Below are 21,794 nucleotides of genomic sequence, written 5' to 3'. Positions count from 1 at the left end.
AATTTCCTCAATAAAAGTCAACCCGGCCGCCATGAACGTTTCAAGTCCCTCACCCTCCCCGGCGCAGCGCCCGGCCAGGCGCGCCGCCCGGTTGCTGAAACGCGTGCTGCGGCCGCGCAGCGCGGGCTTCCGCTGGGGCGTGCTGGCGGTGGGCCTGGCGATCGCTTGCGTGCTGCTGCAGCGCCAGATCGTGTTTCAGCAGCACGGCAGCGAGCTGGCCGCCGCCACCAGCGAACTGGCCTCCAAAGTGCAGGGTGAAAGCAGCGAAAACAAGGTGATCGGCGGCGCCATCCTGATGGGGCTGGTCGAATCCAGCATCAAGCAGCTGCTCGAGGGCAAGCTGGCGTTCGACTCGAACGAGATCCACGCCGACTTCGCCGCCATCATCGACCAGTATGGCGCCGACAATGTGTTCGTGCTGTCCGGCGACGGCACCACCCTGGCTTATCTGAACAAGGAAGGCAAGGCCTCCGGCCTGGGCCGCAACCTGGCGTTCCGGCCCTACGTGCGGCGCGCGCTGGCCGGGCAAGCCACGGTCTACCCGGCCATCGGCGGCACCTCGCGCGAGCGCGGCCTGTACTTCGCGGCCCCGGTCCACGGCGGCAACAGCCGCGACACGCCGATCACCGGCGCCTATGCCATCAAGATGCCGGTGGCCGATATCGATCGCCTGCTGGAACGCACCGCCGACCCGGTGCTGCTGCTGTCGCCGGACGGCGTGGTGTTCGCCAGCAACCGCGCGGCCTGGCTGCTCAAGCTGGCCGGCCAGGTGAGCGTGGAGCGGCGCGAGGACCTGGTGCGCGGCAAGCAGTTCGGCAGCCTGTTCGACGACGACGGTCCGGAGCACTTGCACTTCAGCGTCGAAGGCAAAGCGGCGTGGCTGAACGGCGCTTTCCATGCAGTGGCCTCGGCCCCGCTGAACTGGCCGGACGACAGCGGCAACCCGTGGCGCGTGGTGCGGCTGCAGGACCGCAGCGCGTGGCTGCCGCTGTGGCGCGATGTGGCCGTGGCAGCCGGCGCGCTGCTGGCCGTCTGGCTGCTGGCGCTGGTGGTCACGGGCCGCCAGCGCCAGCAGGAAGCGACGCGCCGGCTGCGCTTCGACAACGAGCAGCGCATGCGTGAAATTACCAACAACCTGCCGGTGGCGGTGTACCAGTTCCGCGTCGGCGTGGACGGCAGGCCGGTGTTCAACTTCATGAGTCCCGCCATCACCGCCATCACGGGCTTGCAGCCGAACGACGTGCTGGGCAACGGCAGCCTGCTGTTTTCGCTGCTGGACCCGGACGGCGAAGCCGGCCACGGCGGACTGCTGGCGCAGGTGGCCGAAGCGGCACTGCACCAGCGGCCGCTGCACCGCAGGCTGGCCTTCGGCGGCCATGCCGGCGCCGCGGGCACACGCTGGGTCGAGCTGCACTGCACCTGTGCGCACCAGCCCGACGGCAGCGACGTCTGGAACGGCTACCTGGCCGACATCACCGCCGAACACAATGCCACGCAGGCGCTGGGCGCAGCCAAGCAGGCGGCGGAAGACGCCACCCGCAGCAAATCCATGTTCCTGGCCAATATGAGCCATGAAATCCGCACCCCGATGAACGCCATCATCGGCATGAGCCACCTGGCGCTGAAGACCGGCCTGACGCCGCGCCAGCACGACTACGTGCAGAAAATACAGCGCGCCGGCCAGCACCTGCTGGGCATCATCAACGACATCCTGGACTTCTCCAAGATCGAAGCCGACAAGCTGCAGGTCGAGCACACCGCTTTCGAATTGAACCAGGTGCTGGAAAACGTGGCCACGGTGATCGCCGACAAGGTCAACGCCAAGGGCCTGGAACTGGTGTTCGACGTCGCCAGCGACGTGCCGGACAGCCTGGTGGGCGACCCGCTGCGGCTGGGCCAGATCCTGATCAACTACGCCAACAACGCCGTCAAGTTCACCGAGCGCGGCGAAGTGGACATCATGGTGCGGGTGCAGGCCAGCGGCGACGGCAAGGCGTTGCTGCGCTTCGCCGTGCGCGACACCGGCATCGGCCTGACGCAGCAGCAAATGGCGCAGCTGTTCCAGAGTTTCCAGCAGGCCGATTCCTCCACCACCCGCAAGTACGGCGGCACCGGCCTGGGGCTGGCCATTTCCAAGAAACTGGCCGAGCTGATGGGCGGCGCGGTGGGCGTGGAAAGCGAATATGGCAAGGGCTCCACCTTCTGGTTCACGGCCAGCCTGGCGATAGGCGAAGCGTCGCGCCGGGTGCTGCTGCCGCATCCGGACCTGCGCGGCCGCCGCATCCTGGTGGTGGACGACAACCAGAACGCGCGCGCGGTGCAAACCGGCATGCTGGCGTCGATGCGCTTTGAAGCCGGCGCGGCGGCGTCGGGCGAGGAGGCGCTGCAGCGCGTGCGGGCGGCGGCCGGCACACCGGAAGCGTTCGACGTGGTGCTGCTGGACTGGCAGATGCCGGGCATGAACGGCGCCGAAACCGCCGCCGCGCTGCAGGCGCTGGCGCGGGAACTGAAGCTGGAGCGTCCGCCGCGCCTGGCGATGGTGACCGCCTTCGGCCGCGAGGAAGTGCTGGCGCAGGCGCGCGCGGCCGGCATCGAGGACGTGCTGGTCAAGCCGGTCAATCCATCGGTGCTGCTGAACACCCTGATCCGCCTGCTGGGCGGCGATTACGAGGACGATCCGGAATATGCGCTGCGCGCCGCGCGCGCGCCGCTGTACGAATCCATGTCCGGCGCGCTGGCGGCGATAGGCGGCGCGCGGGTGCTGCTGGCCGAAGACAATGCGCTGAACCAGCAGGTTGCCACCGAGTTGCTGCAGGACGCCGGGCTGCTGGTGGAGGTGGCCGCAACCGGACTGGAAGTGCTGCAGATGGCAGGCGGGAAGCGCTACGACATCGTGCTGATGGACATGCAGATGCCGGAGATGGACGGCCTGGAAGCGACCCGCCGGCTGCGCGCCATGCCGGAACTGGCGCAGCTGCCCATCGTCGCCATGACCGCCAACGCCATGGACAGCGACCGTGAACAATGCCTGGCGGCCGGCATGGTGGATTTCGTCAGCAAGCCGATCGAACCGGACGAGCTGTGGCGCGCGCTGCTGCGCTGGATACCGCCGCGCCATGCCGCGTCGGCCGGGACAGCCGCAGCTGGCGGCCATGGCGCGCTCCAGGGCGCGGACCAGGGCAACGGCGCGCAAGCCGGCGATGACTGCGGGCTGCCCGCCACCATCTCCGGCCTGGACATGCAGGCCGGCCTGCGCCGCGTGCTGGGAAAAAGGCCGCGCTACCTGGCCATGCTGCGCGGCTTCGTCGCCAACCAGTCCGGCGCCGCCGCACAGATCGCCATCGCTGCCGATGCCGGCGACCACGGCACGGCAGAACGCCTGGCCCACACGCTCAAAGGCCTGGCAGGCAACATTGGCGCGGACGGCTTGCAGGACGCGGCCGCCGAACTGGAGAGAGCCTGCGGCGCTGCCGCGTTCGGCGGCGGGGACGCCGCCAGCCGCCACGCATTGAACGCCGCGCTGGACGCCGCCGCGCTCGCGCTCGACCAGCAAGTGGCAGCCATCAACGCGGCCCTGCCCGCCGAGGCGTGCGGCGCCGCAGCAGCGGTGACGGTCGATACCGCTCTGCGCGACGACGTCCGTGCCCAGCTGGTGCGCCTGCTGTCCGACGACGACGCCCAGGCCGAAAAAGTACTGATGGAACACCAGGCGCTGCTGGCCAGCGCCTATCCCGACCACATCCGCCGCCTTCAGCAAGCGATCGGCCAATTCGACTTTGAGACGGCGCTCGCCGTTCTGGAAGAAGTGCAAACATGAGCTATCCTCCCGGTTTTACCCGCAAGCCCGTGGTCCTGGTAGTGGACGACACCCCGGACAACCTGTCCCTGATGAGCGGACTGCTGTCGGCCGACTACACCGTCAAGGTGGCGCCAGGCGGCGCACGGGCACTGAAGATCGCCCAGGGCGACGTCCCGCCCGACCTGATCCTGCTCGACATCATGATGCCGGAGATGGACGGCTACGAAGTGTGCCGCCAGTTGAAGGCGGACCCGCGCACGGCCGCCATCCCGGTTATTTTCCTCACGGCGAAATCCGAAGTGAAGGACGAACAGCATGGCTTCAAGCTGGGCGCGGTGGACTACATCACCAAGCCGGTCAGCCCGCCCATCGTGCTGGCGCGCGTGCGCACGCACCTGACGCTGAAGGCCTCCGCCGACTTCCTGCGCGACAAGAACGACTACCTCGAAAAGGAAGTGGCGCGCCGCACCGACGAAGTGCGCGCGGTGCAGGACGTCACCATTCTCACCATGGCCTCGCTGGCGGAAACGCGCGACAACGACACCGGCAACCACATCCTGCGCACGCAGTGGTACGTGAAGCTGCTGGCCGACCACCTGCAGCACCACCCGCGCTTCGCCGCCGAACTCACGCCGGCCTACATCGAGGTGCTGTTCAAGTCCGCGCCGCTGCACGACATCGGCAAGGTCGGCATCCCCGACCGCATCCTGCTCAAGCCTGGCCGCTTCGAACCGGACGAATGGGAAATCATGAAGACCCACTGCGCGCTGGGGCGCGACGCCATCGTTCACGCCGAGCAGCGGCTGGGCGTGGAAGTGCCTTTCCTCAGCTGCGCCAAGGAGATCGCCTACTCGCACCAGGAAAAATGGGACGGCAGCGGCTACCCCGAAGGCCTGGCGGGCGACGCCATTCCCCTGTCGGCGCGCCTGATGGCAATAGCCGACGTGTACGACGCGCTGATTTCACGCCGCGTCTACAAGGAGCCGATGCCGCACGCGAAAGCCGTGGCGCTGATCCGCGAAGGACGCGGCAGCCACTTCGACCCCGACATCCTGGACGCCTTCGTGGCGCTGGAAGCCGAATGCAAAGCCATTGCCGAACGCTACCTCGACAGCGATGAAGACCTGAAACTGCACGCGCAATGAACTACGAAAAACTCAACTTCCTGGTGGTGGACGACGTCCCCGCCATGTGCCAGATCACGGCCAACCAGCTGCGCGCATTGGGCGCGCTCGACGTGCATACCGCCGGCAATGGCGCGGACGCCTTGCGCCTGCTGCAAAGCCGCCCCATCGACCTGGTGCTGTCGGACTGGAACATGCCATTGATGGACGGCCTGGCGCTGCTGCGCCACATCCGCGCAGACGCCAGGCTGGCCCACATCCCCATGGTGATGGTGACGGCCGACGCGGACCGGGAGCGCATAGCGCAAGCCATCGGCAGCGGCGTGTCCGACCTGCTGGTCAAGCCGTACACGCGCCAGCGGCTGGAAGACAAGATCGCCGGCGCCTTGAGCCGCCGGGTGCGCGCACCCGGCACGGCGCCACCGGAGGCGGCGCGGCAAGCGGCGGGAACTGCGGCTGCAGCGCCACAGCCCACGCTGCTGGTGGTGGACGATACGCCGGAAAACCTGCGCCTGATCGCCGACCTGTTCGAAGGCCAGTACCGTGTGCGCGTGGCGCACAACGGTCCCAAGGCGCTGGCCATGTGCACGTCCGACAATCCGCCCGACCTGGTGCTGCTGGACGTGATGATGCCGGGCATGGACGGCTTCGAAGTGGCGCAGCGCCTGCGGGAGCATCCGGCCAGCGCCCACATCCCCATCATCTTCGTCACCGCCCTCACCGACGAGGCGGCACGGCGGCGCGGCCTGACGCTGGGCGCGGTCGACTTCGTCAGCAAGCCGGTGGACCCGGACATCCTGCAACTACGCGTGCACAACTTCATGCGCTACATCGCCGTGCACTTGCAACGGCAGGCCGAGTACGACGCGCTGCTGGAGACGGCCCGCCTGCGGGAAGACGTGGAACGCATGCTGCGGCACGACATCAAGGGACCGCTGGCCGGCGTGCTCGGCATGGCCCAGCAGCTGGCGCAGCAGCTCGACGGCGCGCCCGCATCGGCGTCGGCATCGGCCGCCAGCCCGGCGCACCAGGCGCAGCTCATCGCCGCCACAGCCCAACAGGCGCTGGACACCGTCAGGCTCTCGGCCGACCTGTTCATGATCGAGACCGGCACTTTCCAGCTGGTGGCGGAGCCGGTCGACCTGTCCGCATTGCTGCACAAGGTGGCGCATGCCACGGGCGCCGCCTGCGCGGGCAGCGGCGTATCCATCGCCGTGGACGCCCCGGCAAGTGCCGGGCATGCACATGCCGACGGCACGCTGTGCCAGGCCATCTTCCACAACCTGGTGAAGAACGCCTGCGAGGCTGCGGCAGCCGCGCCGGACGGGCAAGTGCGCATCACCCTGCACGACGCCATGCCGCTGACGGTCACGGTTGAAAACAGCGGCGCCGTACCGCCCGCCATAAGGGAACGCTTCTTCGAGCGCTACGCTTCCTATGGCAAAACCGGCGGCAGCGGCATCGGCACCTATTCGGCCAGGCTGCTCGCCAAAGCGCAAGGCGGGAGCATAGCCATGGCCACCGACGACGCCCATAACCGCACCACTTTGACCGTGGCACTTCCGCGCGCTGCCATACCACTTTAAATCCAATACCAACTGGTACGCATGAAATAACAGAATGTCTCATTTGAGACATTCTGTTGCTGTGCTATGGCATTTCGCCCTTTTAAGCGATGGCGGGGATGATCCGCTTTCTATTGCGAATCCACTACTGGTCTTAGATTGGCAGTAATTTTTAAAACCACTTGACTACCACTTTTCATGCTCGCATTCTGGTTCCTGGCTTAGCAACAAAAGCCGGAGACAAATCCAGAAATAATACCTAGACCAAGGAGCATGTATGGGAAGCGCGATCAAGGCGAATCACCTGCTGGCCGGCCTGCTGGGCGGCGTACTCGCCGCTTGCGGCGGCGACGGCAGCAACACTACAGCACAACCGCAGGCCATGCGCCTGCTCGCGATGGCGGCGGCGGACACCGGCTGCCCCGCCTGGGACGCCGGGGCGGTCTATACCGTGGGCATGTGCGTCACGCACAACGGCGCCACTTACAAAGCCAAATGGTGGACCCAGAATAATGTGCCGGGCACCGAGCAGTGGGGCCCATGGGAACTGCAGGCCAGCACGCCGACCCCGACCCCGACACCCACCCCTACGCCGACGCCCACCCCCACCCCGACTCCGACTCCGACTCCGACGCCAACGCCTACTCCCACCCCTACTCCCACCCCGAACGGCCGTGAAATCGGCTCCTACTTCGCGCAGTGGGGCGTGTACGGGCGCGGCTACGAAGTGGCCGACATCCACACCACCAAGACCCCGGTCAACGGCGTCCAGACCAGCATCGCCGACCAGCTCACCTTCATCAATTACGCTTTCGGCAACGTCTACCAGAAGAACGGCGGCTACGAGTGCGACATGGTGACGCGCGCCGAAACCGGCAACGAGAACCCCACCTCGCCTGCGGCCGGCACAGGCGGCGACGCCTATGCCGACTACCAGCGCCAGCCTGCCCGCACCGTCAACGGCCAGCCGGTGCCGTGGGATGCCCCGCTGTCCGGCAACTTCCTGCAACTGAAGCTGCTCAAGGCGCAGCATCCCAACCTGAAGGTGTTCATCTCGCTGGGCGGCTGGAGCTGGTCCAAGTTCTTCTCGGCAGCAGCCAAGACCGACGCACTGCGCAAGCAGCTGGCCAAGTCCTGCGTGAAGATGTTCATCGCCGGCGACCTGCCGGTACAGGACGGACGCGGCGGTCCCGGCTCCGCCAAGGGCGTGTTCGACGGCATCGACATCGACTGGGAATACCCGGGCGGCGGCGGCCAGCCCTACAACACGGTCGACACGGTGAACGACAAGCACAACTTCACCTTGCTGATGGCCGAGTTCCGCGCCCAGCTTGACGCGCAAGGCGCCATCGACGGCAAGCGCTACCCGCTGACCGCCGCCGTGGGGGCCGGTGCGGACAAGATCGCGCAGACCGAACCCGCCCTGTACGGCCCGTACATGGACTGGATCAACCTGATGACCTATGACTTCCACGGCGCGTGGGAAAGTAGCACCAACTTCCACGCCGCGCTATACCACGATCCCGCCGATCCATCGACCGGCAACGTCGCCAAATACAACGCGCACGATGCCATCACTGCCCTGGTGGCGGCCGGCATGCCGAAGAATAAGATCCTGCTCGGCGTGCCGTTCTACGGACGCGGCTGGAAAGGCGTCACGGCGGGCCCGAACGGCAATGGCCTGTACCAGTCCGCTACCGGCGGTGCACCCGGCGCCTACGAGACCGGCATCGAGGACTACAAAGTGCTGATCGCCAAGGCAGGCCAGCGCTGGACGCACCCGGCCACCAAGCAGCTGTTCCTGTACACCGGCACCGGCGAATGGTGGAGCTACGACGACCCGGCCGTCATCGGCACCAAGATGAAGTACGTGCGGGACGAGGGCCTGCGCGGCGCCTTCTCCTGGGAGCTGGACGGCGACGCCAGCGGCGCCCTGACCAGCGAAGTGTGGAAAGGACGGTAAGCCCATGAAGACGCGCGCAATGACACGGGCAGTCGTCCGAACCGCCGGCATCAGCGATGAATGGAAATGCTGGATCGCCGAGAACCTCATCCTCGGCAGCCACCCGGACACGCTGGCCGGCATCCTGGTCAAGTCCGGCGTCATTGCGCGCGATGCGCACGCGGAGATCCAGGCCGCGCTGCGCAGCCCCTACCTGCAAGGCGTACAGCGCCTGCACAACCGTCTCGCCAAGCGCGACTGGGTGTTGGGCATCCAGTCGCAGCTGAACCGCCTGGCGTCCGAGGCCGCGCAGATCCCGCGCCGCGAGCGCCTGTCGACGGAGGACTTCCTGCACCAGCACTACAGCCTCAACCGTCCCGTCATCATCACCGGCATGCTGGACGGCAGCGTTGCGCGCGCTGAGTGGACAGTGGACACGCTGGGCGAACGCTTCGCGGACCGCGAGGTGGAAGTACAGTTCGGCCGCAATGCGGATCCGGACTACGAAATGAACAGCCTCGCGCACAAGCGTCGCATGCCTTTCGGCGAGTACGCGGCGCTGGTACGCAGTAGCGGCGTGACCAACGACTTCTACATGACGGCCAACAACGACACGCAGAACCGCCAGGCGCTGCACGAACTGTGGGCCGACGTCCCCGCCTTGCCCGACTACCTGACAGGCGAGCGTGCGGGATTTTTCTGGCTGGGTCCGGCGGGCACCATCACCCCCTTCCATCACGATCTGACCAACAACTTCATGGTGCAGATCTCGGGCCGCAAACGCGTACGCCTGATCGCGCCGTGCGATACGCCCCGGCTGTACAACCAGCGGCACTGTTTCACGCCGGTGGACGGCCGCGCCATCGACCTGCAGCGTTTCCCGGCCATGGCCTGCGTGCCGGTGCTGGACTGCGTGCTGGCGCCGGGCGAGATCCTGTTCCTGCCGGTGGGCTGGTGGCACTTCGTGGAGGCGCTGGACGTCTCCATCACCGTCTCAGCCACCAACTTCCGCTGGGACAACGACTTCTACAGCAACTACCCACAACATCACGATTTCTAAATCGACAATCGGAGACACAATGAAAACCAATATGCTGATGCTCATGCTGCTGAGCGGCGCCCTTGCGGCCTGCGGCGGCGCGGGCGACACCACCACCACCCCCACCGCAAAAAAACTCGCCGGCGCCACTGCCGGCGTTGCCGCCGCAGCGTGCGACGAATGGGCGGCCGCCAGCGTGTACACCGCCGGCGCCTGCGTCACCTATCAAGGCAAGACCTACAACGCGAAATGGTGGACCCAGAACAACGTGCCCGGCGCCGAACAGTGGGGCCCATGGGAGCTGCAGGCAACCACGCCGACGCCCACGCCTACCCCGACGCCCACGCCAACGCCAACGCCCACACCTACACCGACGCCGACACCGACGCCGACACCGGTTGCCTGCCGCCCCGACGGCCTCGCCTCGCCGGTCACCAACGTACCCTACTGCAGCGTCTACGATGCCAACGGCCGCGAGAAGCTGGCCAATGGCCTGAACCGCCGCATCGTCGGCTACTTCACCAGTTGGCGTACGGGCGGGGGCGGCACGCCGTCCTACCTGGTCAACAACATCCCTTGGGACAAGATCACCCACGTCAACTACGCCTTCGCGGCGGTGGACAGCGCCAACAAGGTGCAGATCGGCAGCGGCCCCGCCAACCCGGACACCGGCCTGACCTGGCCCGGCAACCCGGCAGCCGCGATGGATCCGGCACTGCCCTACAAAGGCCACTTCAACCTGCTCGCGCAGTACAAGAAGAAGCACCCTGGCGTGAAGATCATGCTGTCCGTGGGTGGCTGGGCGGGCAGCGGCGGCTTCTACACCGCCACCACCAACGTCGACGGTACGCTGAACAGTGCAGGCATCAACACCCTGGCCGATTCCATGGTCGCCTTCCTGCGCCAGTACACCTTCTTCGACGGCATCGACATCGACTACGAGCACCCCACCACCAATAACGAAGCCGGTAACCCGCTCGACTTCGGCGCATCGAAACCGCGCCTGGCTGGCCTGATGAAGAGCTACAACGTGCTGCTCAAGACCGTGCGCGAAAAGCTCGACAACGCCGCCGTGGCGGACCAGAAGTACTACATGCTCACCATCGCCGGCTCCGCCTCCGCGTGGATACTGCGCGGCGAGGAAAACCTGTCCGGCCTGAAGTACCTGGACTATGCCAGCCTGATGTCGTATGACCTGCACGGCGGCTGGAACCAGTACGTCGGCCCCAACGCCGCCCTGTTCGACGACGGCAACGACGCCGAACTCAAGGCCGGCAACGCCTACCAGTACGGCGGCATCGGCTACCTGAACGTGGACTGGGCCTACCGCTACTACCGTGGTGCGCTGCAGGCCGGCCGCATCAATATCGGCGTGCCCTACTACACGCGCGGCTGGAAGGACGTCACCGGCGGCAGCAGCGGCCTGTGGGGCACCAGTCCGCTGGTCAGCAACACGGTCACCTGCGCGGGCGTGAAAACCTGCGGCAGCGGCGCCACCGGCATCGACAATGTCTGGCATGACCTGGACAGCAACGGCCAGCCGGTGCCCGGCGGCGGCAACCCGCTGTGGCACGCGCTCAACCTGCAGAACGCCATCGTGCCGGACTACCTGGACGCCTACGGCGTGACCGAGAAAACGCTGACCGGCACCTACGTGCCGAACTACAGCGCCACCATGGCCGCGCCATGGCTGTGGAACGCCACCCGCAAGGTGTTCCTGTCCACCGAGACGGCGCAGTCGATGGCCGCCAAGACCCAGTACGTCATCGACAACAACATCGGCGGCATCATGATCTGGGAGCTGGCGGGCGACTACGCGTGGGACGCCACCAAGCGCGGCGGCCAGGGCGAGTACTTCATGGGTTACACGCTGACCACCAATATCTACAACGCCTTCAAGGCAGCGGGCCCATACGGCGCTGCGCGCGCCGAATCGGTGATTCCGGCCAGCAGCGCCAAGGTGAGCATCGAACTGGGCGGCTGGAAGCTGGGTGACAGCAACTACCCGATCAATCCAGTGATGACAGTGACGAACAACAGCACCGCCACCATCCCGGGCGGCTCGGTGGTGGAGTTCGACTATCCGGTGTCGGCCCCGGCCAGCATGAGCGACCAGTCGGGCTACGGGCTGGCAGTGATCAAGGCCGGCTACACGGGGCCGAACAATATCGGCGGTTTCAAGTCCAACTTCAACCGCGCCAAGTTCACCATACCGGCATGGCAGTCGCTGGCGCCGGGAGCGTCCGTATCGCTCACCCTGAACTACACGCTGCCGATTTCCGGGCCATCCGCCTACACCATCACCGTCAACGGCGTGCGCTACGCGCTGGCTGACGAATATCCGGACCTGCCGGTGGTCCTCAAGTAAGCCTGCTGCGGCTCATGGCGGGTTACGGCCTCCGGCCTGATCCGCCTGCGCGCCCAACGCCGTCCCGTACGGCATCACAACAACGGAGACACCATGCCCATCCGATTTTATGCGCCGCTGCTTGCCGCCCTGCTCGCGGCCTGCGGCGGCAGCGACACCGCGTCACAAACCGGCGCCGCCCGGCGCCTGCTGGCCGGCACCGCCTCGACCTCAGCCGCGGCCGCATCCTGCCCCACCTGGTCGACCACCCAGGTTTACACCGCCGGCATGTGCGCCATCCACCTTGGCAAGCAATACGAAGCCAAATGGTGGACCCAAGGCAGCGCCCCCAGCACGGCCGACACCTACGGTCCCTGGAAATACATCGCCGAGGCCACCGACCCGGGGCCGGATCCCGGCCCCGGCACGCCGCCCGGCGGCATCCCCACGAAAGCCCAGGCCGAAGCACGCGAAGCCGAACTCACCAACAACGACTTCTTCCGCAAGGTGAAAGCCAGCATCCGCACGCTGGACAACCCCGCCGTGGAAGCGGTCACGCCCGGCGCCGCCGCGAACCCGGTCAACGTCAAGCGCGTCGAGCGCCTGCTGTCGTCCGCCAGGTGGGACTTCTACTTCGGCATGCGCGAGCCAAGCTACACCTACCGCCGATTCCTGCAGGCGGTGGCCAAGTTCCCCGCCGTCTGCGATGACTACACCGACAGCCGCAACGCCGACAACATCTGCCGCCGCACGCTGGCCACCATGTTCGCCCACTTCGCCCAGGAAACCGGCGACCATAACGCCAGCATCCCGCTGCCGCAGTGGCGCCAGGGCCTGAAGTACTTGCGCGAGATGGGCTGCGACGAAACCGGCACCGGCTGCGGCTACAACACAGAATGCGCCGACCCGGTGTTCAACTCGGTCTGGACCTGCGGCAAAAACGCCGATGGCAGCTACAAGAAGTATTTCGGACGCGGCGCCAAGCAGCTCTCCTACAACTACAACTACGGCCCCTTCTCGCAGGTAATGCACGACGGCGACCAGTCCGTGCTGCTGAAGGACCCGGACCTGGTGGCATCGACCTGGCTCAACCTCGCTTCCGCGACCTTCTTTTTCGTCTACCCGCAGCCGCCCAAGCCGTCCATGCTGCACGTGATCGACGGCACCTGGATACCGAATGCGGCCGACGCGGCGGCGGGCGCCGGCAACAACTTCGCCACCACCATCATGATCATCAACGCCGAATGCGGCACCGGCACGGAGAAGGCGGCGGCGCAGAACCGCATCGACTACTACCAGCAGTTCGCGGCGGACCTGGGCTGGAACACGGCGGGCGAGCAGCTCTCCTGCGCCACCATGCAGCGCTTCGGCCCATCCAGTTCCGCCGCCTACAGCATCTATTGGGAAAAGAACTGGAACAGCGGCGGCGACTACCAGTGCCAACTGGTGAGCTACCAGACCCCGTACAGCGCCCTCATTCCCGGCAACTATGCCAGGTGCGTGGAGAAAAACTGGAACGTGGTGCTGAACTAAAGCCGCAAGGGACTGCCCGGTTCCGGGCAGTCCTGCCCTGTGGCGGGCAATCGTCCCGGCCGTAGCGCCGCGCCCGGCACGCCCGCAGCGCATCCAAGCCCTTGATATCACGGCAAAAAACCACCCGCACGCGGTCCTGGCACAGGCCTTGCAACAGGAGCAGCATCTCTTGCAACGCGCACCGCCATGGACACTGCCCTCGATCCCCGCATCATCAACCGCCGCCGGCGCCGCACGCTGGCCGCCGGCATCGGCGCCCTCGTGCTGGTGTGCGCAGCCGCGTGGGGGATCAACCGCGCGGCCAGTCCCGGCGTGAGCAGGAACGACATCAGCGTGGCCGAGATCCGGCGCGGCAGCATCGCCAGCACCGTCAGCGCCTCCGGCATTGTGGTGCCCGAGCACGAGGAACTGGTGCCCAGCCCGATCCAGAGCCGCGTGGCCAAGGTGCACGCCAAGCTGGGACAGCAGGTCGCGGCGCATGAACTGCTGCTGGAACTGGACGACCGCAGCGTGCGCCTTGCCATCGACGCCATCCAGGAGCAGATCGCGCAGCAGGACAACCGCATCCTCGGCCTGACGCTGGAGATGGACCAGAAGCGCAAACAGTATGCCAGCGCCATCGAGCTGCTGGAGCTTGACCTGCAAAGCACGCGCGCCAAGCGCGAGCGCTACGCCACCCTGCGCAAGGTTGGCGCGGTGTCCGGCGAGGACATGCTGACGGCGGAGCTGAACGTGCAGCGCATCGAGGTGCAGCTGCGCCAGCAGAAGGAACTGATCGAAGACAACCGCCGCAGCACCGCCAGCGGCATCGAAGGCGCGCGGCTGCAGAAGTCCATCCTGCAAAAGCAGCTGGACCAGCAGCAGATCCTGCTGGCGCAAACCCGGGTGCGGGCGCCCTTCGCCGGCATGCTGACTTCCCTCGCGGCCGAGGAAGGTGCGGCGGTCGCCGTCGGCCAGCTGGTGGCCAAGGTGTCCGACCTGGCCAACTACCGCGTGGAAGCCACGCTGTCGGACTTCCACACGCGCCTGCTCAGTCCCGGCCAGGCGGTGCGCGTGGAGCAAGGCAAGCAGCTGCTGGCGGGGCGCGTGCATACCATTCTGCCGGAAATCCAGAACGGCAGCGTCAAGCTGCTGGTGGCGCTCGAACAGCCCAGCCACCCGCTGCTGCGCAACAAGCTGCGCGTGGACGTGAACATCGTCATCGAACAGAAGGCCAACGTGCTGGTGGCCGACAGCGGACCTGCCTTCAACGGCAAGGGGCGCCAGGCCGTGTTCGTGCTGCGCGGCGGCGTCGCGCGCAAGACCATGCTCGACATCGGCGCCGGCGACGGCAAGGCGGTGGAGATCGCCGGCGGCGCCCAGCTTGGCGAGCGCGTCATCATCTCCGACACCAGCCGCTACCAGGAACACGACAGCATCCGCGTCGAATAAGGGAAGACCATGATCCAGCTTGAAAAAGTAAGCAAGACCTACCAGACCGATAAGGTGGAAACCCTGGCGCTGAAGGACATCGACCTGCATGTGAAGGAAGCCGAATTCGTTTGCATCATGGGTCCCAGCGGCTGCGGCAAGAGCACCCTGCTCAATCTTATCGGCCTGCTGGACCGGCCCGGCTCGGGCACCATCCGCGTCGGCGGCGCGCCGGTGAAGTCCTACCGCGACAAGGAAGTGGCGCGGCTGCGCAACCGCACCTTCGGCTTCATCTTCCAGAGCTTCCACCTGATTGCCGACCTGCGCGTGATCGACAACGTGGAACTGCCGCTGCTCTACCGCAGCGGCGTCACGGCGGCCGAGCGCAAGCGCCTGGCGCGCGGGGCGCTGGAGAAGGTGGGCCTGGGCGCGCGCATGGAACACTACCCCAATCAACTGTCCGGCGGCCAGCAGCAGCGCGTGGCGCTCGCGCGCGCCATTGTGGGCCGCCCGCAAGTGCTGCTGGCCGACGAGCCGACCGGCAACCTGGATAGCAAGATGGGGGCCGAGGTCATGGACATCCTGCTCAAGCTGAACGCCGAAGGCACCACGGTGGTGATGGTGACGCACGACGAAACCGAAGCGCGGCGCGCCAATCGCATCGTGCGCGTGTTCGACGGCCAGCTGGTGGCGTAAGGGGACCGCATGCTACGCAACTATCTGCTTACCGCCTTCAAGGTGTTGATGCGGCGCAAACTGTTCACCGCCATCAACCTGGCCTGCATCGTGCTCACGCTGGTGGTGCTGCTGGTGGTAACCGCGCTGCTGCAGAACGCCTTCCAGCCCAGCGGCGTGGAAGGCCGCAGCGGACGCTATCTGCAAGTGCACAAGATCGAGGCGCGCGGCCCCGACAACCAGCAGAGGAGCCGCAGCCCGCTGGGCTTCAAGCTGATCGAACAATCGCTCAAGCCGATCAAATCGGCGCAGCTGGTGTCGGCCGTCACGAGCCCGGAAACGGTGTCGGTCTACCAGGGTGAGCGCGTCAGCGAACTGCTGCTGCGCCGCACCGATGCCGAGTACTGGCAGATCCTGGACTTCACGCTGCTGGCCGGGCGCGTGCTGCACGAGGACGACATGGCGCAGGGCCGCATGGTGGCTGTCATCAACGCGTCCACCGCGCGCAAGCTGTTCCCCGGCGTGTCGGCCCTGGGCCAGCCGCTCAGCACTGGCGGCCAGCTGTTCAAGGTCGTCGGCGTGGTGCAGGACGAGCTGCACTTGAACGCCTTCTCCGATATCTGGGTACCGCACACCACCTACGCGTCCACGGAGTACCGCAACCAGCAGTTCGGCAATTTCACCGCGCTGCTGATGGCGCGCGACCAGGCCGGCCTGCCACTGATCAAGCAGGACGTGATGCGCGCAGCGCGCAACTTCCAGTTCGACGACCCCAAGGCGTGGGCTACCGCGCACTTCTGGGCCGACAGCAAGCTGGAGCTGTTCTCGCGCATGCTCACGCAAAGCGAAAGTGAGGACTCCGGCGCCACCACTGTGCTGGCGGTGATCGCCGTGCTGATGCTGCTGTTCATGCTGCTGCCCGCGCTCAACCTGGTGAACCTGAACATGGGCCGCATCATGGAGCGCAGCGGCGAGATCGGCGTGCGCAAGGCCTTCGGCGCCACCAGCGCCCAGCTGGCCGGCCAGCTGCTGCTGGAGAATGTACTGCTGTGCCTCGCCGGCGGCGGATTGAGCCTGCTGTGCACCTGGGGCTTGCTGGCCTGGCTGGAAGCGTCCGCCATCATTCCCTACCTGAAAGTGCAGCTCAACCTCACCGTGTTCGGCTACGGCCTGCTGGTCACCACCGTGTTCGGCCTGCTGTCCGGCGTGGTGCCGGCCTGGAAAATGTCCCGCCTCGATCCTGTCCATGCCCTGAAGGGAACCGCCTGATGCTGCGCCATCTGCTGAAACTGATCTGGAAGCGCAAGTCGCGCAACCTGATGCTGACGCTGGAAATCCTGCTGGCCTTCGTGCTGGTGTTCGCCATTGCCGCTTTCGGCGCGCGCAGCTGGCAGCTGTACCGGATGCCGCTCGGCTACCAGCCAGGCAACGTGTGGTCGGTGACGATCAAGACCAGCAGGGACACGCCGCCGATGAAAGGGGATGCCCAGCTGCGCGACCATTTCAGGCGCACGCTGGCCGCGCTGCCGCAAGTGGAGGACGTCGCCTTCAGCAATTTCTCCCCGTTTCAGCACGCCAACATGAGCAGCACCTTCCGCCTGCCGCCGGATGCGCGCGCCGTTCGCGTCGGCATGATGGAAACCAGCGACGCTTTCTTTCCCGTGCTCGGCATGCAGGCACTGGCCGGCGCGTGGTACTCGGCTGCAGACGACGGGCTGGCCGACACGCCGGTCGTGATCAACCGCCTGTTCGCCGAACAGCTGGCGCCCGGGCCGGACGCTGCCGGGCGCGCCGTCGGCAAGATATACATGAGCAGCGAATACTCCGGCACTCCCAGCCGCTACGTGGTGCGGGCAGTGGTGGAAGACTTCCGCCAGCAGGGCGAGTTCTCCACGCCGCGCCCCTACATGCTGCTGCGCTTCGGCCCGGACGCCACCATGCACGGTGCGCAGACCATCCTGCTGCGCATGAAAGCCGGCACCCCGCGCAGCTTCGAGGCGGTGTTGCAGGCGCAGCTGAAAGGCATGCGCCCCGGCTGGGAGTTCGCCATCTCGCCGCTGGACGATTTGCGCAGCGCCATGCACAAGGTGGACATGGCGCCGCTGCTGGTGCTGTCGGTGGTGGCGGCCTTCCTGCTGCTGATGGTGGCCTTCGGCCTGTTCGGCGTGCTGTGGCAGAACACCACGCGGCGCATCCCGGAGATCGGCCTGCGGCGCGCCATCGGCGCCAGCGCCGGCGACATCTACCGCCAGATCATCGCCGAACAGTTCTTGCTCAGCAGCGTGGCCATGCTGGCCGGACTGGCGTTGCTGGTGCAATTGCCGCTGACCGGCGCGTTGGGCGCGGGCCTGAACTGGCAGGTTTTTTTCGCGGCGGCGGGGCTGGCGATGCTCATTATCTATCTGCTATCCTTGCTTTGCTCGGTGTATCCTGGCTGGCGCGCCAGCCGCCTCAGCCCGACCGAAGCGCTGCACTACGAGTAGACCAACCGTAACGGACAACCAGCTTCAATGGCCCCAATGGAATCATCCCGCAAGCCCCGCATCCTCATCGTCGATGACGACAGTGCCGTCCTGGTATCGCTGGCCTTGCTGCTCAAGCAGTCCGGCATGGCGCCGCACAGCTGCGATGAGCCGCGCCGCGCGCTGGCACTGCTGGCGGCCGAACCCTTCGACCTGGTGCTGCAGGACATGAACTTCTCGCTGCAGACCAGTGGCGAGGAGGGCCTGGAACTGCTGGGCCGCATCCGCCAGCAGTATCCCGACCTGCCGGTGCTGTTGATGACCGCCTGGGGTTCGATCGCGCTGGCCGTGAAAGGCATGCAGGCGGGCGCGGCCAACTTCTTCACCAAGCCCTGGGACAACGCGCAACTGGTGGCGCTGATCCGCGCCACTTTGGACAGCCATGCCGGCAATGCGCCGCCGCCCTCGGCCGCCCCCACGCGCGCCGCGCTGGACCGGCATTTCGACTTTCGCGGCATCGTCGGCGAGCACCCTGCCCTGCTCAAGCTGCTGGCCACCGTGGGCCAGGTGGCGGCCACGCGCGCGCCGGTGCTGATCCTGGGCGAAAGCGGCAGCGGCAAGGAGCTGATCGCCGACGCCATCCACCGCAACAGCCCGCGCGCCGCGCACGCCGCCGTGAAGATCAATATGGGCGCCATCACCCCTTCGCTGTTCGAGAGCGAGATGTTCGGCCACGTGCGCGGCGCCTTCACCGACGCCAAGACCGGCCGCAAGGGCCATGTGGCGGCGGCGCACGGCAGCACCCTGTTCATGGACGAAATCGGCGAACTGAACCGCGCCGACCAGGTCAAGCTGCTGCGCGTGCTGCAGGACCAGCGCTACCTGCCGGTGGGCGCCAGCCGCAGCGAGCAGGCCGACATCCGCGTGGTGTCCGCCACCAACCGCGAACTGGCCGAGCAAGTGGCCGCCGGCGACTTCCGCGAAGACCTGTACTACCGCCTCAACCTGATCACCCTGCGCCTGCCGCCGCTGCGCGAGCGCCGCAGCGATGTACCGCTGCTGGCGCGCCATATCGCGGCCGAGGTGGCGGCCAGCTACGGGCTGGCCGAGATCGGCCTGGCGCAGTCCGCGCTGGACTGGCTCAGCGCCCAGCCATGGCCGGGCAATATCCGCCAGCTCAAGCAGACGCTGGAACGCACCATACTGCTGTCCGGCAAGCGCCAGCTGGCGCAAGCCGACTTCCTCGATGCCGAGCAGCGCGACACGGCCACCGGGCGCGGCCCGGGCCTGGGCGTCGATGGCATGACGCTGGAGCAGGTGGAGCGCCACATGATAGAAAAGGCGATGCAGCAGCATCAGGGCAATATCTCGCGCGTATCCAAGGCGCTGGGGCTGAGCCGCAATGCGCTGTACCGCCGCCTGGAGCGGCACGGCATGGGCGGCGCACCCGGCGACGGCGCAGCGCAGCTGCCGGGCCAGGAGCGCGCGTGAGCGGCCATCCGAGCGCGCACGCCGGTGCGCACGGTATGAAAGCGCCGGCATGCTAAGCCTGCGGCGCCGCCTGCAGCTCTACCTGGCGGCGCTGCACGCACTGCTGCTGGCTGCGGTGCTGCTGCATTACCGCAGCCAGCCGCTGCTGTTTATCGGCCTGGAAGCGCTGCTGCTGGCCAGCTGGCTGCTGGGCCTGCGCCTGATCCGCCAGGCGCTCGAGCCGCTGGACTACACGCAGCGCTTCCAGGGCCTGCTGCAGGACCAGGACTATGCGGCGCGCCTGCGCACGCAGCCCGGCGGGCGAGAAGAAAAAGGCGAGCTGGGCGAACTGGTCGGCCTGTTCAACAGCATGCTGGACGCGCTGTACCAGGAGCGCCTGCGCCTGGGCGAGCAACGCGGCTTTCTGGACCGCCTGCTGGAGGCAACCCCCAGTGCCGTGGTCGTATTCGACTTCGACGGCCATATCAGCCTGATCAACCCCAGCGCCGGCGCCTTGCTCGGCCTGGACGCCCCGCTCGGCAAGCCATTGCGCGCCTGGCTGGACGGCGGCGCCGATGCCACCAGCGCTGCGGCTACCGGCAGCGCCGCTGTCGCCGCCACCTCAGCCGCGCGGGCGCGGGCGCGCAGCCTGCTGGAGCAGCTCGACGCGCTGCCGCTCGGCGCGAGCCGCCTGCTGAGCGATGCCGACGGGCGGCGCTACCGGGGCCAGCGCGGTCACTTCCATGACCGCGGCTTTGCGCGCCAGTTCCTGCTGATCGATGAGCTGACCGCCGAACTGGCCGACTCCGAACACGCCACCTACGACAAGATGATACGGGTGCTGGGCCACGAAGTGAACAACACCGTGGCCGCCACCGGCTCGGTGCTTGAGTCGCTGCTGTACTACCGCAGCCAGCTGGCCGAGCGCGACGCCGACGACTTCAGCACCGCCATCGTGGCCGTCAAGCGCCGCAACGTGCGGCTGGGCGAGTTCATCGAGCGCTTCACGCGCGTGGTAAAAATGCCTGCGCCCGAACTGCGGCCGGCCGCCATTGGCGCCATCCTGGACGACATCGTAAGCCTGTACCGCGAGCCGTGCCGCAGCCGCGGCATCGAGCTGGCCTGGATACGGCGCGACCAGGTGCCGGCGCTGCCGATGGACAGCCAGCTGATGGAGCAGGCGCTGCTCAACCTGGTGAAGAACGCCATGGAGGCGGTGGCAGCAGCCATGCAGGAACACGGCCTGCCAGACGGCCACGTGCACCTGTCGCTGGCAGCGGAAGACGGCAGGGGCGGCGCCGGCGCGCGCCTGAGCATCATCGACTCGGGCGACCGCCTCGGCGGCGTGCCCGCCAGCCAGCTGTTTACGCCCTTCTTCACCACCAAGAAGGGCGGCCAGGGCATAGGCCTGCTGTTCGCGCGCGAAGTGCTGAACCGGCACGGCTACGCGCACAAGCTGGCCGCCACCGGCCAGGGCGAAACCAGCTTCGATATCTGGCTCACACCGTCCTGACGCCCGTCACGCAAACTTTTTTTGGGAAAGTGACAATGCGTGCATTTTGCGCGCCCCTGTTTATTTTATCCTTGCGGCAATTCTGTTAAATATTCCATTTGCAATGCCAAACTCCGTCGACCAGGCCGCAGCTGGCCTGCCTTCACGCTACCGCGTCATCGCGCGCGGCGCCAAGCCGGGACAAGACGCCATGCAAGTCGCGGCGCGCCTGGCCGCGCTGTTCCAGCGCAGCGTGCAGCAGATGCACACCCTGCTGGCGGCGCCGTCCGCCATCGTGAAAAAGGGCATCGACCTGGACAGCGCACAGCAGTTCACCCGGGCGCTGGAGCAGTGCGGCTGCGCCTGCCATATCGAAGCCGAGGCGCCGGACTTCAGCGCCCTGCCCCTGAAGCGCTTCGCCAGCCCCGGCATCGGCATCGTGCTGAACGCGCCGCAGGGCTGGTGCGACAATGTGGACGGCCATGTGTACCAGCTGTTCGACATTGCCAGCGGCAGCCACCTGGCCGCCATCGGCGTGGCCAACACCAGCCTGACCGTGCACGACTGGAACGAACTGCGCCTGCGCAAGGTGGCCGAGGAAATGCCGTGGCTGAGCCAGGTCAAGCGTCCCTACCGCCTGGAAGGCGAGAACTGGGGCATGCGGGTGCAGGGCGTGGCCACCGAATACCAGGGTGCGTTGCCGGGCGTGGACGACGTCAGCCACTATATGGTACTCAGCCTGTGGACGCGGCAGGCGCTGGTCTGCCTGACCATCCACGCGCCGGCCGCCGCCTTCAAGGCGCAAGAGGCGCTGTTCCGCTGGCTGCTGCAAACCCAGCTCAGCGTGCAGGAGCAGCCGCCCGGCCCGGTGCGCGACGACGCCATGGCGCGCTGGCTCAAGTACAACAAGGTAGAGGTCTGACACCGGCGTAGGAA

14 protein-coding genes are annotated in these 21,794 nt (G+C 66.9%); all 14 read left to right on the top strand.

Annotation, left to right across the window (positions count from 1 at the left end; genetic code table 11):
• Positions 1-31: 31 nt before the first annotated feature.
• A complete protein-coding gene (locus ASD15_RS12370) occupies positions 32-3,817 on the top strand; it encodes a response regulator (protein ID WP_082551793.1) in 3,786 nt (1,261 codons plus the stop codon).
• Positions 3,814-4,944 (top strand): two-component system response regulator, encoded by a 1,131-nt coding sequence (locus ASD15_RS12365; protein WP_057155283.1) that lies wholly within the window; start codon positions 3,814-3,816, stop codon positions 4,942-4,944. Before ASD15_RS12370 ends, ASD15_RS12365 begins: the two co-directional genes overlap by 4 nt.
• On the top strand, positions 4,941-6,509 hold the full coding sequence (locus ASD15_RS12360) for a hybrid sensor histidine kinase/response regulator (RefSeq protein ID WP_057155281.1): 1,569 nt from the start codon (positions 4,941-4,943) through the stop codon (positions 6,507-6,509). The genes ASD15_RS12365 and ASD15_RS12360 overlap by 4 nt, the downstream gene beginning before the upstream one ends.
• Before the next feature lie 256 nt (positions 6,510-6,765).
• Positions 6,766-8,451 carry a glycosyl hydrolase family 18 protein gene (locus tag ASD15_RS12355; RefSeq protein WP_082551792.1) on the top strand — a complete coding sequence of 562 codons (1,686 nt, stop codon included), beginning with the start codon at positions 6,766-6,768 and terminating at the stop codon, positions 8,449-8,451.
• Positions 8,452-8,470: 19 nt separating this feature from the next.
• Entirely contained in the window at positions 8,471-9,490 is a 1,020-nt protein-coding gene (locus tag ASD15_RS12350; RefSeq protein ID WP_057155325.1) for a cupin-like domain-containing protein, read from the top strand.
• Positions 9,491-9,509: 19 nt separating this feature from the next.
• On the top strand, positions 9,510-11,837 hold the full coding sequence (locus tag ASD15_RS12345) for a chitinase C-terminal domain-containing protein (protein WP_057155278.1): 2,328 nt from the start codon (positions 9,510-9,512) through the stop codon (positions 11,835-11,837).
• Positions 11,838-11,930: 93 nt separating this feature from the next.
• The gene (locus ASD15_RS12340) at positions 11,931-13,349 is read left to right on the top strand and encodes a glycoside hydrolase family 19 protein (RefSeq protein ID WP_082551791.1); all 1,419 of its coding nucleotides are present in this window, start codon (positions 11,931-11,933) and stop codon (positions 13,347-13,349) included.
• Positions 13,350-13,535: 186 nt separating this feature from the next.
• Positions 13,536-14,780: an efflux RND transporter periplasmic adaptor subunit gene (locus ASD15_RS12335; protein ID WP_057155276.1), complete on the top strand. Its 1,245-nt coding sequence runs from the start codon at positions 13,536-13,538 to the stop codon at positions 14,778-14,780.
• A gap of 9 nt (positions 14,781-14,789) precedes the next feature.
• The gene (locus tag ASD15_RS12330; protein ID WP_057155274.1) at positions 14,790-15,455 is read left to right on the top strand and encodes an ABC transporter ATP-binding protein; all 666 of its coding nucleotides are present in this window, start codon (positions 14,790-14,792) and stop codon (positions 15,453-15,455) included.
• 9 nt (positions 15,456-15,464) lie between these two features.
• Positions 15,465-16,703, top strand: a complete 1,239-nt coding sequence (locus tag ASD15_RS12325) for an ABC transporter permease (protein WP_057155273.1) — start codon at positions 15,465-15,467, stop codon at positions 16,701-16,703.
• A complete protein-coding gene (locus tag ASD15_RS12320) occupies positions 16,703-17,917 on the top strand; it encodes an ABC transporter permease (RefSeq protein WP_057155272.1) in 1,215 nt (404 codons plus the stop codon). Before ASD15_RS12325 ends, ASD15_RS12320 begins: the two co-directional genes overlap by 1 nt.
• A 36-nt stretch (positions 17,918-17,953) precedes the next feature.
• Positions 17,954-19,387, top strand: a complete 1,434-nt coding sequence (locus tag ASD15_RS12315; protein ID WP_057155270.1) for a sigma-54 dependent transcriptional regulator — start codon at positions 17,954-17,956, stop codon at positions 19,385-19,387.
• A gap of 49 nt (positions 19,388-19,436) precedes the next feature.
• Positions 19,437-20,879, top strand: coding sequence for a PAS domain-containing sensor histidine kinase (locus ASD15_RS12310; protein ID WP_057155268.1), 1,443 nt, complete (start codon positions 19,437-19,439; stop codon positions 20,877-20,879).
• 103 nt (positions 20,880-20,982) lie between these two features.
• Positions 20,983-21,780, top strand: coding sequence for a hypothetical protein (locus ASD15_RS12305; protein ID WP_057155266.1), 798 nt, complete (start codon positions 20,983-20,985; stop codon positions 21,778-21,780).
• Positions 21,781-21,794: the final 14 nt, after the last annotated feature.

The sequence above is a fragment of the Massilia sp. Root351 genome, assembly GCF_001425045.1.
Classification (GTDB): Bacteria; Pseudomonadota; Gammaproteobacteria; order Burkholderiales; family Burkholderiaceae_D; genus Rugamonas.
This window is presented reverse-complemented; position numbering and strand designations above follow the sequence as displayed.

Bases quoted from the DNA above. Each gene is read 5' to 3' on its own strand.
- ASD15_RS12370 (WP_082551793.1), top strand. From the start codon at position 32: ATGAACGTTTCAAGTCCCTCACCCTCCCCGGCGCAGCGCCCGGCCAGG.
- ASD15_RS12365 (WP_057155283.1), top strand. From the start codon at position 3,814: ATGAGCTATCCTCCCGGTTTTACCCGCAAGCCCGTGGTCCTGGTAGTG.
- ASD15_RS12360 (WP_057155281.1), top strand. From the start codon at position 4,941: ATGAACTACGAAAAACTCAACTTCCTGGTGGTGGACGACGTCCCCGCC.
- ASD15_RS12355 (WP_082551792.1), top strand. From the start codon at position 6,766: ATGGGAAGCGCGATCAAGGCGAATCACCTGCTGGCCGGCCTGCTGGGC.
- ASD15_RS12350 (WP_057155325.1), top strand. From the start codon at position 8,471: ATGACACGGGCAGTCGTCCGAACCGCCGGCATCAGCGATGAATGGAAA.
- ASD15_RS12345 (WP_057155278.1), top strand. From the start codon at position 9,510: ATGAAAACCAATATGCTGATGCTCATGCTGCTGAGCGGCGCCCTTGCG.
- ASD15_RS12340 (WP_082551791.1), top strand. From the start codon at position 11,931: ATGCCCATCCGATTTTATGCGCCGCTGCTTGCCGCCCTGCTCGCGGCC.
- ASD15_RS12335 (WP_057155276.1), top strand. From the start codon at position 13,536: ATGGACACTGCCCTCGATCCCCGCATCATCAACCGCCGCCGGCGCCGC.
- ASD15_RS12330 (WP_057155274.1), top strand. From the start codon at position 14,790: ATGATCCAGCTTGAAAAAGTAAGCAAGACCTACCAGACCGATAAGGTG.
- ASD15_RS12325 (WP_057155273.1), top strand. From the start codon at position 15,465: ATGCTACGCAACTATCTGCTTACCGCCTTCAAGGTGTTGATGCGGCGC.
- ASD15_RS12320 (WP_057155272.1), top strand. From the start codon at position 16,703: ATGCTGCGCCATCTGCTGAAACTGATCTGGAAGCGCAAGTCGCGCAAC.
- ASD15_RS12315 (WP_057155270.1), top strand. From the start codon at position 17,954: ATGGAATCATCCCGCAAGCCCCGCATCCTCATCGTCGATGACGACAGT.
- ASD15_RS12310 (WP_057155268.1), top strand. From the start codon at position 19,437: ATGCTAAGCCTGCGGCGCCGCCTGCAGCTCTACCTGGCGGCGCTGCAC.
- ASD15_RS12305 (WP_057155266.1), top strand. From the start codon at position 20,983: ATGCCAAACTCCGTCGACCAGGCCGCAGCTGGCCTGCCTTCACGCTAC.